The following is a 15,850-nucleotide window of genomic DNA, read 5'->3' as shown; positions in this document are numbered from 1 at the left end:
CAGTTCATCAATAAACAGAATAACAGACCGCTAAATCATTTAAAATATGCTTTGGCTTTTTAATCGCACAACACGTTAATATTATTATGTAGCAATTGAGCATTTTCTAAATAATCTGATGATATTCAGGTTTAAAAACAGTACATCATCGCCGGTTATAATCATGTTCATTTCAAGTAGGTATTTTCTGCCATTTCATTTATAATTTAGTTTTAACTTGGTTATACATCGTAGTAATCGGTATGCGTTTGTTATGACGGGCCAGGGCTCTCATACACAGCCCATCCATCACCTGGTGATTTTACGGCCTGAACTACACAATTAAGGTGGTAAAAGAGGATACATAGTTTGCTTAGCGGTTAGTTTTTCTATAAATTATATCTTCGGTTATATTGGTAACTCAAATAACCGCCCGGGCACTTAATAAAAGATTAATAATTGATTAACATTTAATTTTTAATACAAAACACTGATAATCAGAATAATAAATATTATTTCTTATCCTGATAACGTTCAGGTTGTTTTAATGAAAATGGGATTTCATTCCGTAACATCTTTGCCGCCTGCCCGGTTAACCACAGATAATGGTCAGATGGCTTTCCGTCCATATCTATAAATTGGGCGGTAGCACTTACCGGCGGTTGATCGGTACATTTAAAAATTGCCGTTCCCTCGTTTACCTCGTCAAACATGGCTACATATAACATCTCTGTTCCAGCCTTGAGGGCTGTAGTAATTTGCTGCCAATAGAAACGTCCGCCCTGGCGTGGAATTGAACCGACGGGCTTTATATCGTCCGGGAATTCATGCATACTTAAATTATGCCAGCTAAACCCCGGGTATATACAGGGGACATAACTAACGGCATTATCTTTACACCATTGCAGATCTTTAATAATGATATCCCGGTAACGGTCCATATCATTATGCAACAATGGTGTAAAACGCTGCACCATCCAGGGTAACACAATATCGGCCTGCTTGATCAGATCATGCAGGTAGGGATCATTTACACAGTCGGCATCCAATGTACGCCAAAACGTAGGTACTCCCAGCATTACAGCACAACCGCCATATTGGGGGTCGTTTTTAAGAAAGTTGATCAATTGCTCTATCCCGATGCTACGTATATTATATGGTCTGTCTGGAAAACCGAGCCCCCAGATAGCAACAACCGGCTTGCCATTGTGATGAAGATATGTTTTATTGCCTTTCTGATTGGTTATCTTTAATGAGTCTACCAGGTACTTCCAGTCTTCTATCAGTAAAGAGCAATCTTCGCCAGGATGAAGACCGGACAGATCGTACATTAATGCTATAGCCCGGTTATTTTTTGAGGCGGCTTCTAACGCATTGCTTAAAATTCCTGCTTCAACCTGCCTCCTAGAACCCTTTCTGGCAGCATCGTAAAAACGCTGCATGAAAACGCCGTCAACACCGTAATCCTTCATCCACTTAAAATGTAGCGCTGTCGTGCTTTTATCGGCCGAACTAAAAAACCGTGCTGTGCTGCCATCTCTTAACTTTAAGCCGGTTGGATACGTAATTTCATATTCACTCACGTCCGGCCACATATCGATATAGATGCGTTTCTCATCCTGAAAGAAAGTACCGTCTTTTTGTGGTCTGAACCACCCCTGGTAACCGGCCATTACCAGCCCCTTATATGTGGGATATTGTGTTACAATAGCGTGTTTATTCGTTTTTTGTGCATAAAGCTGCATAGCTAACAGCAATATACCTGCACATGTAATAAGGACTTTGTTCATAATTTTTATATAATGGAGTTTTATTTATCTATCTTGATATTACTTTCAACTTATAGCTTTTACCGGGTTGTGTATTTAAATCATACAGAAAGGTATGTGCAGGCTCATACTGCGTGAGCGTAGCTGCTTCCGAAACCATTGGTTCCGCCGTTTGAGGCACACTGAAAAAAGGATTAGGGTTGTTGCCTGTTGCCTTCCTGAGTTTACCTTTTCCTTTTAATTGCAGCTTATCGTAAGCCCTGAGACGACAGTTTCCGCCAGACCATGATCTAATTTTGAGTTGTGTAAGATGGCCATTTTCCCAACGCATACCGGTTATTTCAAACCCTCCTACCGTTTTTAAGCCACTTACTCTTCCATTCTTCCAGGCATCGGGAAGAGCAGGTAGCAGAAAGATATAACTATCATGGCTTTGCAATAACATTTCGGCAATGCCGGCCGTACAACCAAAATTTCCATCTATCTGGAAAGGCGGATGCGCATCAAATAAATTAGGATATGTACCGCCGCCACTGTTCTGTGCGCCCTGATTTAATCCTGCCGGTGTAAGCTGATTCTGAATAAGTTTAAAGGCATGATTACCATCCAGCAGACGGGCCCACAAATTTACTTTCCATCCCATAGACCATCCGGTAGAGATATCGCCCCGCATCAGCAGCGTTTTTTTAGCGGCAGCAAATAGCGCTGGCGTGCGGTAGGGCGATACCTGGTTAGACGGATATAACCCGAACAGGTGCGATACATGCCGGTTTTTGTCGTTGGGGCTGTCCCAATCCTGAAGCCATTCCTGTAACTGTCCGTAGCGGCCAACCTGCATTGGCGGTAAGCGATCGCGGGCAATCCGGAGACTATCTGCAAATACAGAATCCATTTTTAATATCCTGTTCGCATTAATTACATTAGAAAACAACTCAAATACCAATTGATTATCGATAGTGGTTCCGGCGGCAATAGAGATCTCAGGATGAACGGAAGGACTGTTTTCGGGCGACATAGATGGTGAAATAACCAGCCAGTTATGCGATGGTTCCTGCACCAGGAAATCCAGGCAAAACCGTGCAGCATCTTTCAGTACCGGATAAACGGACTGCAGGTAATTTTTGTCGCCATTATACAGGTACTTATCCCACAAATGCCGGCTAAGCCACACACCACCCATAGGCCACATTCCCCAGTATATACCATCAACAGGGCCGGTGATACGCCACAAATCCGTGTTATGATGTGCCACCCAGCCTCTTGCGCCATACATTACCCTGGCTGTTTCGGCACCTGTTTCAGAAAGTTCCCTGACCATCTGTACCAACGGCTCATGCATCTCCGGCAAACTGGTAACCTCGGCAGGCCAGTAATTCATTTCCGTATTAATATTGATAGTGTATTTGCTCCCCCAGGGTGGATCCATCCGGTTATTCCAAATGCCCTGTAAATTGGCCGGCTGACCACCAGGTTGCGATGAAGAAATAAGCAGGTACCTGCCAAATTGAAAATATAAAGTGGCCAGTTGCGGGTCATCACCATTGGCAAAAGCACTTAATCGTACATCTGTAGGCTGTTTAGTTGCCTTCGTTGTTCCTAAATCAAGTTTTACACGATTAAAATAGTATCGGTAAGATGCAATATGCGCTTTTATCAATTCATTATAAGATATATTCCATGCTCTCTCCAGGTACTTTTCTGCCTGTTCTGTTTCGCTGGCGCTGATATCATTATACCGTACAACGTTAGTGGCGATGGAGATATAAAGGGTAACGGCATCTGCACCGGTTATATGCACGGTCTTACCGGATGCGGTCACCTGCCCTCCCTTAGTTTTAAATCGAACCAGGGATTTAAATTTTACCTGACCCGGCACCCCGTCTCTATCGCCACTAATACCGGACAATATCAACTGATTTACACTATCAACAGCTACGTCTGATCGCTGAAGACTTGAGAGAGCGGCATTGAATGTGATACTGCCTGGTTTACTGGCAGTAAGATGCATTACAATAACCTGCGCTGGTACAGATGCAAAAACAGAACGGGTAAATGTTACTCCATTCACCATATATGATGTTCTTGTTTCAGCAGTTTCCATATCCAGCTCACGATAGTAATTACGATATTGCTGATGCCCCATGAAATCCAGATGCAGTTCGCCAACAGGCTGGTAGCACATACCGTTAATCCGCTCCGACTGGATGTTTTTAACAGCAAGATCATTGGCCTCTTTATACCGGCCCTCGAAAATCAGTTTCCGGATCTGCGGTAACACTTTTAACGCATTTGGATTGTCGTTACGGTTAGGGCCTCCGCTCCATACCGATGATTCGTTTAATTGGAGCACTTCATTAATAGGATTACCAAATACCATAGCTGCCAGCCGACCATTTCCAACGGGTAATGCGGCTTCCCAGGTATCGCCAGCCGGCGTATCATACCAAAGCTTTAAATGTTTATCCTTCGACATCGAAACCCCTGGTAATAAGCAGCCAGAAAATAGTATTGTACTGCATATCGCCAATTGGCACAAAAACTTATGCATAACAGGTTTTTATTGGTTTTAGCTCACAAATAAGTGATTAAAGCCTAATAAAAGATTAAAAAATAATTAATAGTGCATGTTCAATGGTAATTATCTAACCCGGTTTTCCTGTACTTCATTCTTTGACGTGATAACAATGGATGTGATAAACAAAAAACTCCTGGTGGGCAGGAGTTTTTTTGAACCAATTAATTAAACAGAAAGGTAAAAACCTTTAATAACCATTACAGATCAAAGTAAACTTTCGGAAAATAACAAATGATTAATAAAACATTAATCAACATAAAGAGCTTTGAATTTGAATATTTATTCCAGGATTTCCTGGAAAGATTTTTCAAAATCCTCGTCGTATAGCAATTTATATTCCCTGCAAAAGCTCTCAAATGTATTTTTTGCCAGTGAATGCTTGCCCAGACATACCAGGGCTTTACATTTAATCACCATGGCTTCCTCATTTACCGGGTCAAAATAAAAGATGTAGTTGGCTATTTTAACCAGGAACTCCGGATCATCTGTTACTTCAATGGCATTTGCAAAGTGCAGGTATGTATCAATTACATCATTGGATATTTCAGATTTGAACGAATCAAGCCATTCATATTCAACGTTTGATAAAAAACTTCCCCGCTGGGTAATTTCTGCTAGCTGCTGTATCTTGTGCTTATCAAGTTTTCCTTTATCTTTTACAATGGTAAGATACTTGTGATAATCTACTTGTAACTGGCTGTAATCGGCGTTAATTTTCCAATATCCCGTCTCTTTGGATATCTGGCAACTCTGCATCTTGTCTAATATGGACTTTAACTTTGCAATATTCACAGAACGGTTATTGCGGGCGCTTTCAGCAGTTTTATCAAACCATAGCAGTTCCTTTAGCTTTTCTGAACTAATACCCCGCTCCCATCGGATAGTGTACAGCAAGATAACCAGGAAAAGTTCTTTAATAAGCGGGGTAAATAAGCGTGTAATATCATTCCCTTCATTATCAAACAGCTGCATCCCACCAAACAGGTAAATGGCATTACGCGTTACAGCTTCTTCATCTTTCGCAGGATATGTTTCATGCAAATTTTCAACACCGGATGTTAAATTCACGGCCGCCATCGGTTCAGTTGCTTTAACTCCTGTATCTTCTGTTGAGGGTACTGCAGATTGTTCCCTAAGCATTGCAACTGCCTCACCACCAGCATGTACGGGCTGTATGTTAGCTAGGTTTTGTTTCAGCCTGCGTTTTCTGACAGCTATAAATAACCCGATAAGCACCAGACACCCGGCAAGCAGAAATAACACCCATTTTCGGGTGACCGCGGAACTTGCCGGGATGAATTTCAGATCGGCCTTTAACGGTGGGCTGGCTAAAGCATATATCACCACTTCGGTTTGGTCACGTTCATTATGGAACAGTGTTACGGCTATAAACTTACCGCTGGTTGGGCAGTAATACAGATCGGCAAACGATTGTATATCATGAAATTTATAGGAAATAGTATCGCCTACTGGTATAAACGAAGCTGTATCTAATGATCCCTTGATTAATTGTAATGCCGTATTGAATTTATGTTTAGGAAATACCAGTCCATAATACGAACGGGTTTTGGAATCAATAACCAATGAATTGGCAAAAACAAAATCCTCACCCTGACTTTTAAGCTCATAACATTTCTTTACCCTTCTGTCTTTTAAACTGAAATACAGCAAGTCATACCAATTTTTAGGGTTTAGAATTTGCTGTCCGCTTTTACTGCCGTAACCGCCGATAATATAGGCTCCGTCATCAGTAACACCCAGGGCTGCAAGATAACGCGGAGAATACACCTCATTAGCCGGCATGATATCCTGCAAGTTCTCATCAGGCAGATGATAACGCTTAATATCATTTTTATATACGTAATGGCCATATCCGTTAAAAATGTAGAATGAGCTGTCTGATGGAGCGTAAAATTTATTAAAATGCCAGTTATCTGTTATCGGACCGGAAGTATCAAAATTACCGCTCCATGTTTGCGTACTGAAATCGAATGTTACAAATTGCCGCTGATCCAGATAAATAGTATACAGCTTTGATCGGCTATCGTCAAAATACGACTGGTTACCTTCTAACAGATTTAATCGGCCGGACTTATATTTCAAGCTGTTTACATGATTATTCCCTACCGAAAAAGTGTATAAAGAGTCTAATCCTACAATATATATCTGTTCATCCTTCTTATTAAACGCCACACTAGCCGCTCCCTGCACGGTCATTTTAGCACAAACCTCCCAGTCGTAATGCATTTTTTTGATCCACAAAGGATTATTTACCCGTGCATTTTTTCCCGATATTGAATCTAAAGCAATATCCCCTTCAGCCTCATTTAACGCCCAACCGTACTTCGGCACCTTATTTTCCTTTATTATAATATTACGAATGCGCATAGGCGGCACATCCGTGGTTTTAAATGTACCGAAGTTGTTTGCGCCGAAAAGTATTTTATAGCAGTTACCCTGTCCAGTGTTAATCCTCTGGATGATCTTTTTGGGCCCCAGGTTAAATGTAAGTGTATGATGGGCTAAATCTGCTTTCAATATTACCTTATTCCAGGTATTAAATGCCGTTATATCGGGTTCATCAAAGCGAATAACCGATGAACTGCTTCCGGCAACCAAAGTGAAGTTACGGGAAATACCGGTAGCATTATCGCAAACCAGGTCGATATTATTTTTATTATTGTCTATTAAGCGGAATACGTACCCGAAATATTCAGGCTGACCAGAGATCAAAGCTAAATCAAACGAAAGCTCAAAATTATTACTCAGGCACAATTCCCGGTCGGGAGTCAGATCGAGCGCTGTCCGGGAATCCTGAACAGCCTCATAACTGGAGAATGCCAGCCCATACGATTGCGAAAGGGCTATCAGCGGACTGTATAGGTGAGCAAATAACAGAATTAAATACAGATATGTCTGATACCCCTGCTTCATTTATTAACAAATATCTAAAGCTCTTTTGATTTTAAAAACAGCTCATACATTTATCTTGCACTATCAGATTAGATAATTTTTTATTCACAAAATAGCAGTTATTTGTATATAAATTACAAGAAACTATCCTCAAAAAACCCATAGAGTTAATTGTCAATGATTTAAATTCTAAACCAGTATGTTTGCCCAAAGACTTGCTGCCCCAATAAGCGATGCATCCTCTCCCAAAACAGATCTTAAAATAGGAATACGAATTGACCGGCTTTGCAATATCTCCTGACATTCGCTGATAAATAAATCGAATGCATTGGCAATATTTCCACCCAGAACAACCACCTGCGGGTTCTCCATATTAATAAATTCACACAAAAAAGCCCCAAGATTACGCCCAAATTCCTTGAAAACCTCCAATGCGTAAACATTGCTGTTTACATACAGACTTAATTCTTTTACATCATTGATATTTAAACCGGTATGATCTTTAAACCGACTTACAAACCAGCGTGTTGACAGATAATCTTCTACAATACCATCCATAAACGGGTGGCACCACAACTCCGCATCGTATGTAAATGATGAACTATATTTAGCTGAACCGAGGCCTGTGCCCAGCGTAAGGCCGATCACATGTTCATAGCCTTTAGCCACACCGCCATATACTTCGCCTTTTAAAAAACAGCTGGCATCATTCATCATCAAAATGTCTGTCTTGCTAATATTAAGCCGGTTTGCAAGTAGTTGTTTGATGTTATGCCCGTAAAAGGCATCGTACTTATTCTGGCCAACCATCAGGCTCACGCCATCTTCATAATCAAACGGGCCGGGCATAGCCATACCAAGTTTTAATATACTATTGCTCTTACCTGAAGAAGAAAAGGCATGATGAATCACAGTTGCCCACCTGTCGAGAATTTCATCAAGCGACCCTTGTGTATCAAGCTTCTCGCGAATAACGGAGCCGTTTAAGATCAGTCCAGCAGCAAGATCAATCACTCCGGCAGTAATGTGCGACCCTCCTACATCTACCCCAACGGTTACAGTATTATAAGAATTTTCCATAAAGTTGTATTATAACCTTTTCTATATTTTAGTTCTGCGTTAATGCCTTACCTGGCTGCCGGCCTTCCCCAAATTTTATTCGGTTTCGGCCCCATCTCCAGTTCCAGGGTGCCTCCTTCCAACAGTTGCGCATGCGTAAACCAAGGTGTGTTTAGAGGTTGTCCGTTAAATTTTGCCTGCTGAATGTACTTATTCTTTACAGAGCAATGATTGGCCAGCACAGCAAACTGTTTACCATTGGGAAGCTTAATAGTAACTTTCTGAAATACAGGACTTCCGATAGTGTACACCGGTAGTCCGGGTGTTATCGGATAAAATCCCATAGATGAGAACACTACAAATGCCGACATGCCGCCGCCATCCTCATCTCCGGGTATACCAAAAATATTGTCTTTAAACCAGGTATCAAGCAAAAGCCTGATGTGCTTCTGGGTTTTCCAGGGGGAATTGGTAAAGTTATACAAGTAAGGGATATGAAAACTGGGTTCATTACCCATAGAATACTGCCCGATAAGACCGGTAGCATCGGGAAACTTAGCCCAAAACGCGTACTTGCTTCGCTCCAGCCCTTCCCTGAATAATTTATCCAGCTCCTGCTCAAAATTATCTTTTCCCTTCATCAGTGAGATCAGTCCGGGTATATCATGCTGCACCTGCCATTTATAGGTATAGCCGTTGTTCTCATCGTAATAATCGCGACCACCCATGCCACCGTCAAACTTCGGATCAATGTCAATGAAATTACCCTGATCATCTTTGGGGATAAACATATTTTTATCGTCATTCCACAGATTTTTATAATTCAAGGTCCGTTTGGTAAATCGTTCGAAATCCTGTTGCCGTCCCAATTCTTTGGCCAACTGCGCTACCGCCCAATCGTCAAAACTGGCACCCAGAGTTACCGCTACCGCCTGACGCTTCTCGAAAGAGTCTACCTCTATCACCGTTTCTTTTTCATGCTCAGCCAGGGCCGGGAAATAACCTTTCTCGTGATAAAAGTCATCAAGCTTCGTTTTTGGCCCAGTACGCCAGGGAATCAGGGTAGCCTCGTCGGCATTTTTTAGCATACCCTCGTAAGCCTTATTCACATCAAAATTCCGTAAGCCTTTTCGGTAGACATCCAGGATCATGATTGAAGAATGGAAACCGTTCATGCAGGCGTGATCACCAAACAACACCGGAAAGGTAGGCATCCACCCACCCTGACGATACATTTCCACATACGAATTAACCATATCTTCTTCCAGGGAGGGGTTCAGGATGGTCCGCAATGGATGATGCGCTAGGTAAGTATCCCAGGTCCAGTCGTCTGTATAAAACGGCCTGCTGCTTTCGTGGACTTTCTTATCAAATCCGCTGTAATAACGGTTATCCTCCGAGATGTTGACCATCCGCTCATAACAACGATATAAAGCGGTATAAAAAGACCGCTTCTGAGCTTCTGTCCCGCCAGCTACCTCTATCTGATTAATTACGGCATCCCAGGTCTTTTCTGCTGCATCCTTAATTGTTTCAAAACTTTGCTCCTTCAGCTCACTTTCAAAATTTCGTTTGGCCTGCTCAGGACTGATATAAGAAATGGCATATTTGAATACAATAGCCGACTCCTGCCCGGTAAATGTAATAAAGGCTTGTGATCTCCAACCCGATGTTTCATTAGACGAAACCGGTTTTCCGCTTTTGATCACCCCGGTACTGCCTCCCTGGCTGAATACCCCATACAGGTAAACTCTGATATCGTTGTGATAGGTCTCCGTACCGGTAATTTCGGTTGGAGAAATGAACTTAAAGTCAGATCGCCCACTGTTATAGCTACCGAACAATAAGTTCTTTACTGCCTTTTGGGGAAACGTAAAACGATAAATTCCTGTTTTTTTACCTGGCGTAAACTCAACCTGTATCTCATCGTCAACCAGATATGTTGAATAATACCAGGGCCGGGTAATTTCCAGATCATGGTCATAAGGCATCCTTTTGTGCCATCGGCTGGTATCAACCGGCATAATATCGGGCTTAACCGAAAACACTTGTCCAAGTCTATGCGATACAATTGTCAGCGGAAAATTATCGATCTGGTCATCCAGATAATCTTTCCGTTGCGGGTACATTCTGATCAGTTGATTAGGCTGCTGCACCGTTGGCCGGGTAGGCTCAAGCAATTGCCCTACGTTACCGATACGCGGATCAACGTATTTTAAACTACCAGGCTCACCAGCAGCCGTTCGGTTCTGAGCGTAACCCAAATGACAACCAATAATGAAACAGTATACAGAAGTTCTGAAAATAACAGATAGTTTATGATTTGAAAGGCGCATATACATGGATCGTGATTAAATCGTCGTAAATAAATTCCGTGGAAGTTGAAAAAATACCCGAATACCAGCCGACCATACGGAAAGCGGTTTTTATTCTAAAAAAGGGGATAAAGCTGTAACTGTACATAGCGGTTTAAATTGGTTAAATGCCCGCTAAGTAATCCGGCAACCATTAAAAAAAGCTTAATAATAGCTTAACAGAAAAAAATTAAGATACTTTTTTAGGTGATGGCTCTTAAGGCGGAACACCCACTATATTCACTGCGCCAACCTCTTATGCGTAGAAGGACGATCTTTCTCCTGCATTTGCTGTTAGTCCTTCATCCTTCTCCCTCTTCAACCTCAGCCCTGGTATAGGTCTGGGTTACTTCAAGTTCGTACCTTGTTCGCTGGAAAGTGCCCTGGTGATGGCAAAAAGGGCCTGTGTAGCGAAGAAGAAGCGAAGGACTAGCGAACAAAAGGTAGTTTTTATACCGTTTTACAATTTGGTCTGTTTTCGCTAAAAACCATGCAAACCAGCAGGAATAACCGGCCAAATGCGGCCATTCGCGGTCAAATAGTATCAACAAAGCCCCATTTTTTGGCAATCAGGCAAAAGAAAACTATTTTTGGATTGTGATTGATATCAAGAGTAAGATAAATATTTTCTGGTAAGCGAGAGGCCATAAAAATCATCAGGTATTTTTTGCGGGAATTATTTCTTCAGGTAATGAGGTATATTCAGTAAAATGCTGTATCAGGAGAAGAACATTTAGAATTTATAAAACAAACCTTCTTGACATACCCTTACTTCCCGAATTAGGGCGAAGCTCTCAGAATAGAATGTAAAGGGATTAGGGCTATAGTGTCCGTTAGAATTACTTACACTGGTTTAACCTAATCCAGCCGGATCAGCTTAACAAAAATAATATCGTTATCCCTTAGCGGGATATCTTTGCGAAACGTACCATCGGTAATGTTAACTTCATAGCTGCTAACCGGTAAACCCGACGATTGCTTTTTCAGTTCAGCAACCTGTGCCGGAGTAACCTGTGCAGGTTTTCCCATAGCTATATAAGCCGTAAAAGGATCGTTGTGGCGATATCCCACCTGGTACAGCTCCACACGGTACTTTCCTTTTTTTACATGGGTTAACACCAACCGGGCGGTTTGTTTAACTGTTGAAGGATGCTCCTTTATGAAATATCCCTGGTCTGAATCATAATCCTTGCCAGGCATGGTGAAATCCCAGATCAATGCCTGTACGTTTTGTCCTTGTTTGCAAACCAGCGATGAGGCATCTGTATTTTTAAGCTCGGCGGAGCCCAGCTCGTTCAGGAACTTATAGGCGTAATACGTAGGCTTCCGGATGTCCTGCAGATTCAGCAGGCCGAAACCGCCATGTAAAGGTGTTGGCCCGGGCCCTGCTTCCTCAAAAATATCCGTAAATGTCCAGTACGACATGGAGTTGCTATTACGAACGGCTTTTTTAAGCACGTGCAGCACATACGCCGCATTCTGGTAGGTATCATGGATCGGGTCGCGGGATGAAGGTGAGGTATTCCATTCGGTGAAATGCAGCTCGGCGTTTTTGTATGCCGAATTGTTGATCAGGTCACGTACCCTTTTAACATTCATGGCAATGGTATCCTGTGTGCTTTTGAGCTTTTGCTTCTTAGTTCCAAATTCATCCAGCACCGATGTTGTACCGTAATCATGGGTACTTACAAAGTCAACAGGCAGCTTATTGGTTGTGCAGTAATCCAGAAATTCGGCGATCCATTTGGTTGCCGAGGTTGCCGGCCCGCCAACACGATAACCGGATGATACACTTTTTACCGCTTTGGCGGTATGGGCGTACAGCTCAAAATAATCGGCTTGGGTTCCATCAAAAAAACCTCTTAGATCCGGCTCATTCCACACCTCGAAATACCATTTTTCTACTTCTTCACGGCCATAGCGTTCCTGCCAATGGGTTACCAGTTTACTAATCAGCTTATCCCATTCATCATACGATTTGGGCTTGGTTACATTTCCTTTCCACCAGAATACCGTTTTAGTTCCCGAAGCAAGATCGGGCGGCATAAAACCCAGTTCTACAAAGGGCCGGATATGGATGCTCAGCAGGTAATCGTACAGTTTATCTACATACTGCCAGTTATATACTACGTTTCCCTGCTTATCCAGGCTGTAAATATGCATATCATCATTCAGCAAGCCGTGAAAACGAATGTATTTAAAGCCGATATCCTTTTGCACCGCTGCCAGTTGCTGCTGCCAGTCGGCACGCAGGCCCTCGCCTGCCCTACCCGCACCTACACATTCGGTATAAACCGGGCTTTTATTCCCGGCCACCTGGTTCAGGTCGACACTAATTTCCCTTACGGGAAGCATTTGTGCGTATAATGTCTGCACAAAAAGCGCACCCGACAGCAAACAAGCTTGTAGTTTCATAGCGTATTATTTAATCGGTTAAGATTGCCGAAAACAGGCACAAGCGTGAGTAGAGATTCTTCACTGCGTTCAGAATGACAAAACTTCTTAACTAATGAGCCGTATTCCACACCTAAGCGTCTCTCTACTTGCCCAGGTTTTTATACCGTAGCATGGCTTCTACAAAGTAATAATCGGCATACGTTAAGGGAACGTCAATCAACACGCCCTTTGGTAAATGCCCTACACTATGTTTCAGGATAAAACCGCCGGTTCCACCATAAGGAGATCTGAATGCTGATGAGGACAAGGTTTTGATGATTGTTTCGGCAGCATCCACATAACGTTTGGCATTAACCGCATCTACATAACCGGCAAGCTCAATAAGCGCTGAGGCATAAATGGCTCCGGCCGAAGCATCCCGGAAGGCGTTTGGCTTACCCGGCGTATTAAAATCCCAATAAGGTACTTTATCGGCTGGTAAATTAGGACTGCTCAGGATAAAATTGGCGATCCCTTTGGCTTGTTTCAGGTATTTCGGGTCTTTGGTTTCACGATACATCATGGTAAAGCCATATAATCCCCATCCCTGACCTCTGCCCCAGGCTGAGTCATCGGCATAACCCTGTACCGTTTGTTTACGGATCACCTGACCGGTTTCTGAATTGTAGTTAACCAGGTGGTAAGAACTGTAATCGGGACGGAAATGGTTCTTCATGGTGGTATTGGCATGCGAAATGGCAATCTTTGCATAGGATGAATCGCCGGTGGCTTTGGTAGCCCACATCAGCAGCTCCAGGTTCATCATATTATCAATGATCACCCGAAACTCACCCGGCTTTGATCCCCACGACATGGTACAGCCCACTTTTGGATTAAAGCGCTTTGACAGCGATTGTGCGCTGGTGAGCAAAATATCTTTATACGAAGGATCGGCATTCAGCTTCATGGCATTACCAAAACTGCAATACATCATAAAGCCGATATCGTGCGAGTTTATAGTTTTCTGGCTCTCCATGATCTTCAGCCTTCTTAAACCCTCGTTATATAACATGGTATCTTTTTTATCCAGGCAGAGGTAAAACAAGGTTCCAGGATAGAAGCCGCTTGTCCAGGATTTGGCAGCACAACTTTGCCAGGTGCCATCCGGCCTGAACGTCTCAGGCAGGCTATCTGCCGGTACGTGTTTCATCAGGAATTTATATTGCGCCCCGGCAAAACTAAGGTCATCGTTGATCAATTTAAGGATCTCTGGTTTGGGTTTGATTACCGTTTTTTGTGCATACCCAAAAGAAACTGCTGCAAAACAGGCTATTGCCGTAAATAAATACCTAATCTTCATTGCTATAAATAAATCAAAAGTTAAAATTCAAAAGTAAAAAACCTAATAAGTTGGTTGTTAACTGGCTATTCCTTTTTTGTTAGTCGTTGATTGTTATTCGTAAATTATAAGTTTTAATACATTTCATTTAGCTTCCGGTCTTTCCGACTTGCAGACTTACCGACTGTCTATAACGCTATGAACCATGAACTATAAGCTGCCTCAATCTCTTCATTCTTATTTCTACCATTAGTCTGCAATAGCATGATCAATAGGCACAGCTTCGCCTTTCCACACTTTGCGTGAAGTCCAGTCGGCATCCGGGGCTGTCCACAGCTCATCTGTTGAAGGTAAACCCAGGATCAAAAAGGCTTCGGAGCATAAATACAGGCTTCCGGTAGAGATATAACCCTCGCCAATACCGGGCTGATGACCGTAAATACCTATTTGCAGCCAGCCATCTTTATTAAAGGTTCCGGGCGCTTCTATCTGCCGTTTTATCACAGAATACAGCGCAAAGCGTACCTGTTGCGGCAAAATTTCTTTGGGAAGCTTTTTCATTAATGCAATTTTTGAAAGCAATTGAAAAGCGCCAAAACGATACGCCAGCGACCGGCCGATGGGCGGATAGGTGGCTTCGGGTGAGATCAGCCGCTCCTGTACAGCCGCATAACGCTGTGCCCGGGCCAGGGTCTGGTCATAATATTTGGAATCTTTACCATAATCTTTCAGCGTTTGCAGCACTTCCACAAACATAGGTTGTATCACAAAGCTGTTATAATAATCCCAGTGAAAATTAGGCCCGTCGCCATAAGCGCCATCACCTTTGTACCACAATAAATGCTGCCTGATGGCATAATCCATCCGCATACGGTCGCCGGAGCCATCAAAACGGAGTAAAGCGGCCTCAATGGTGGCACTGAACAACAGCCAGTTGCTGTAAGACGGCGTGATCACCCGCGATGATTTTAAAGCATCTATAACATTCTTTTGTGTCTGTTTGTCGAGCCTGTCCCACAACTGGTGCGGGGCACGCAACAGGGCTTGGGCAAAAAAAGCGGCATCCACCACCGGCTGGCGTCCCTGATTAAAATTCATAAAATCAGGAGCTTTCGGATCAGTAGCATTATGAATACCTGCCAACGCCAGATCAATATATTTTTTACGGATCTTACCTTCGGGAGTATCATCCGGGCCCAGCTCCAGCCAGGGAGCCATTCCGGCCAGCAAACGTCCAAACGCTTCCAGGTGGGTGCTGTACTGCCGGTCTTTGGGCGATGCCGCTTCTACCGGCATTTTCTTTTTCAGCTCATTTTTGCTCAATGCATTCAGTACCGGGTCGGCAATCAGGGTCAGCTTATTCACGAGATATTCCCGTTCTGCCTTACCATCATTCGACGGCGTATTTTGACGGGCAAATACCATACAGGGCAGCAAAACAGCTAAGGAAGCCACCCGTAACATCATTCTGGGTATAAACATAAAT

The 15,850-nt window shown here is 43.0% G+C and carries 8 protein-coding genes; all 8 read right to left on the bottom strand.

Annotation, left to right across the window (positions count from 1 at the left end; translation table 11 throughout):
- Positions 1–491: 491 nt before the first annotated feature.
- The 8 genes from FW774_RS19945 to FW774_RS19910 all read right to left on the bottom strand — a co-directional run bounded on the left by FW774_RS19945 (position 492) and on the right by FW774_RS19910 (position 15,846).
- Positions 492–1,769, bottom strand: coding sequence for a glycoside hydrolase family 71/99-like protein (locus FW774_RS19945; protein WP_149350248.1), 1,278 nt, complete (start codon positions 1,767–1,769; stop codon positions 492–494).
- Between the two features lie 28 nt (positions 1,770–1,797).
- On the bottom strand, positions 1,798–4,221 hold the full coding sequence (locus FW774_RS19940) for a glycosyl hydrolase family 95 catalytic domain-containing protein (RefSeq protein ID WP_242457896.1): 2,424 nt from the start codon (positions 4,219–4,221) through the stop codon (positions 1,798–1,800).
- 381 nt (positions 4,222–4,602) lie between these two features.
- Positions 4,603–7,257: a galactose oxidase gene (locus FW774_RS19935; protein WP_149350245.1), complete on the bottom strand. Its 2,655-nt coding sequence runs from the start codon at positions 7,255–7,257 to the stop codon at positions 4,603–4,605.
- A 168-nt stretch (positions 7,258–7,425) separates the two neighbouring features.
- Entirely contained in the window at positions 7,426–8,316 is an 891-nt protein-coding gene (locus FW774_RS19930; protein WP_149350243.1) for an ROK family protein, read from the bottom strand.
- A gap of 47 nt (positions 8,317–8,363) precedes the next feature.
- A complete protein-coding gene (locus FW774_RS19925) occupies positions 8,364–10,631 on the bottom strand; it encodes a GH92 family glycosyl hydrolase (protein WP_149350242.1) in 2,268 nt (755 codons plus the stop codon).
- Positions 10,632–11,507: 876 nt separating this feature from the next.
- Positions 11,508–13,064 carry a GH39 family glycosyl hydrolase gene (locus tag FW774_RS19920; RefSeq protein ID WP_149350241.1) on the bottom strand — a complete coding sequence of 519 codons (1,557 nt, stop codon included), beginning with the start codon at positions 13,062–13,064 and terminating at the stop codon, positions 11,508–11,510.
- A 124-nt stretch (positions 13,065–13,188) separates the two neighbouring features.
- Positions 13,189–14,385, bottom strand: a complete 1,197-nt coding sequence (locus FW774_RS19915) for a glycoside hydrolase family 88 protein (RefSeq protein ID WP_149350239.1) — start codon at positions 14,383–14,385, stop codon at positions 13,189–13,191.
- 228 nt (positions 14,386–14,613) lie between these two features.
- The gene (locus FW774_RS19910) at positions 14,614–15,846 is read right to left on the bottom strand and encodes a DUF2264 domain-containing protein (RefSeq protein WP_242457895.1); all 1,233 of its coding nucleotides are present in this window, start codon (positions 15,844–15,846) and stop codon (positions 14,614–14,616) included.
- Between the last annotated feature and the right edge of the window lie 4 nt (positions 15,847–15,850).

Origin of the sequence: Pedobacter sp. BS3 (genome assembly GCF_008274585.1) — a bacterium.
GTDB lineage: Bacteria > Bacteroidota > Bacteroidia > Sphingobacteriales > Sphingobacteriaceae > Hufsiella_A.
The sequence above is the reverse complement of the archived record's forward strand: the minus strand, read 5'-3'. Positions and strand labels throughout refer to the sequence as shown.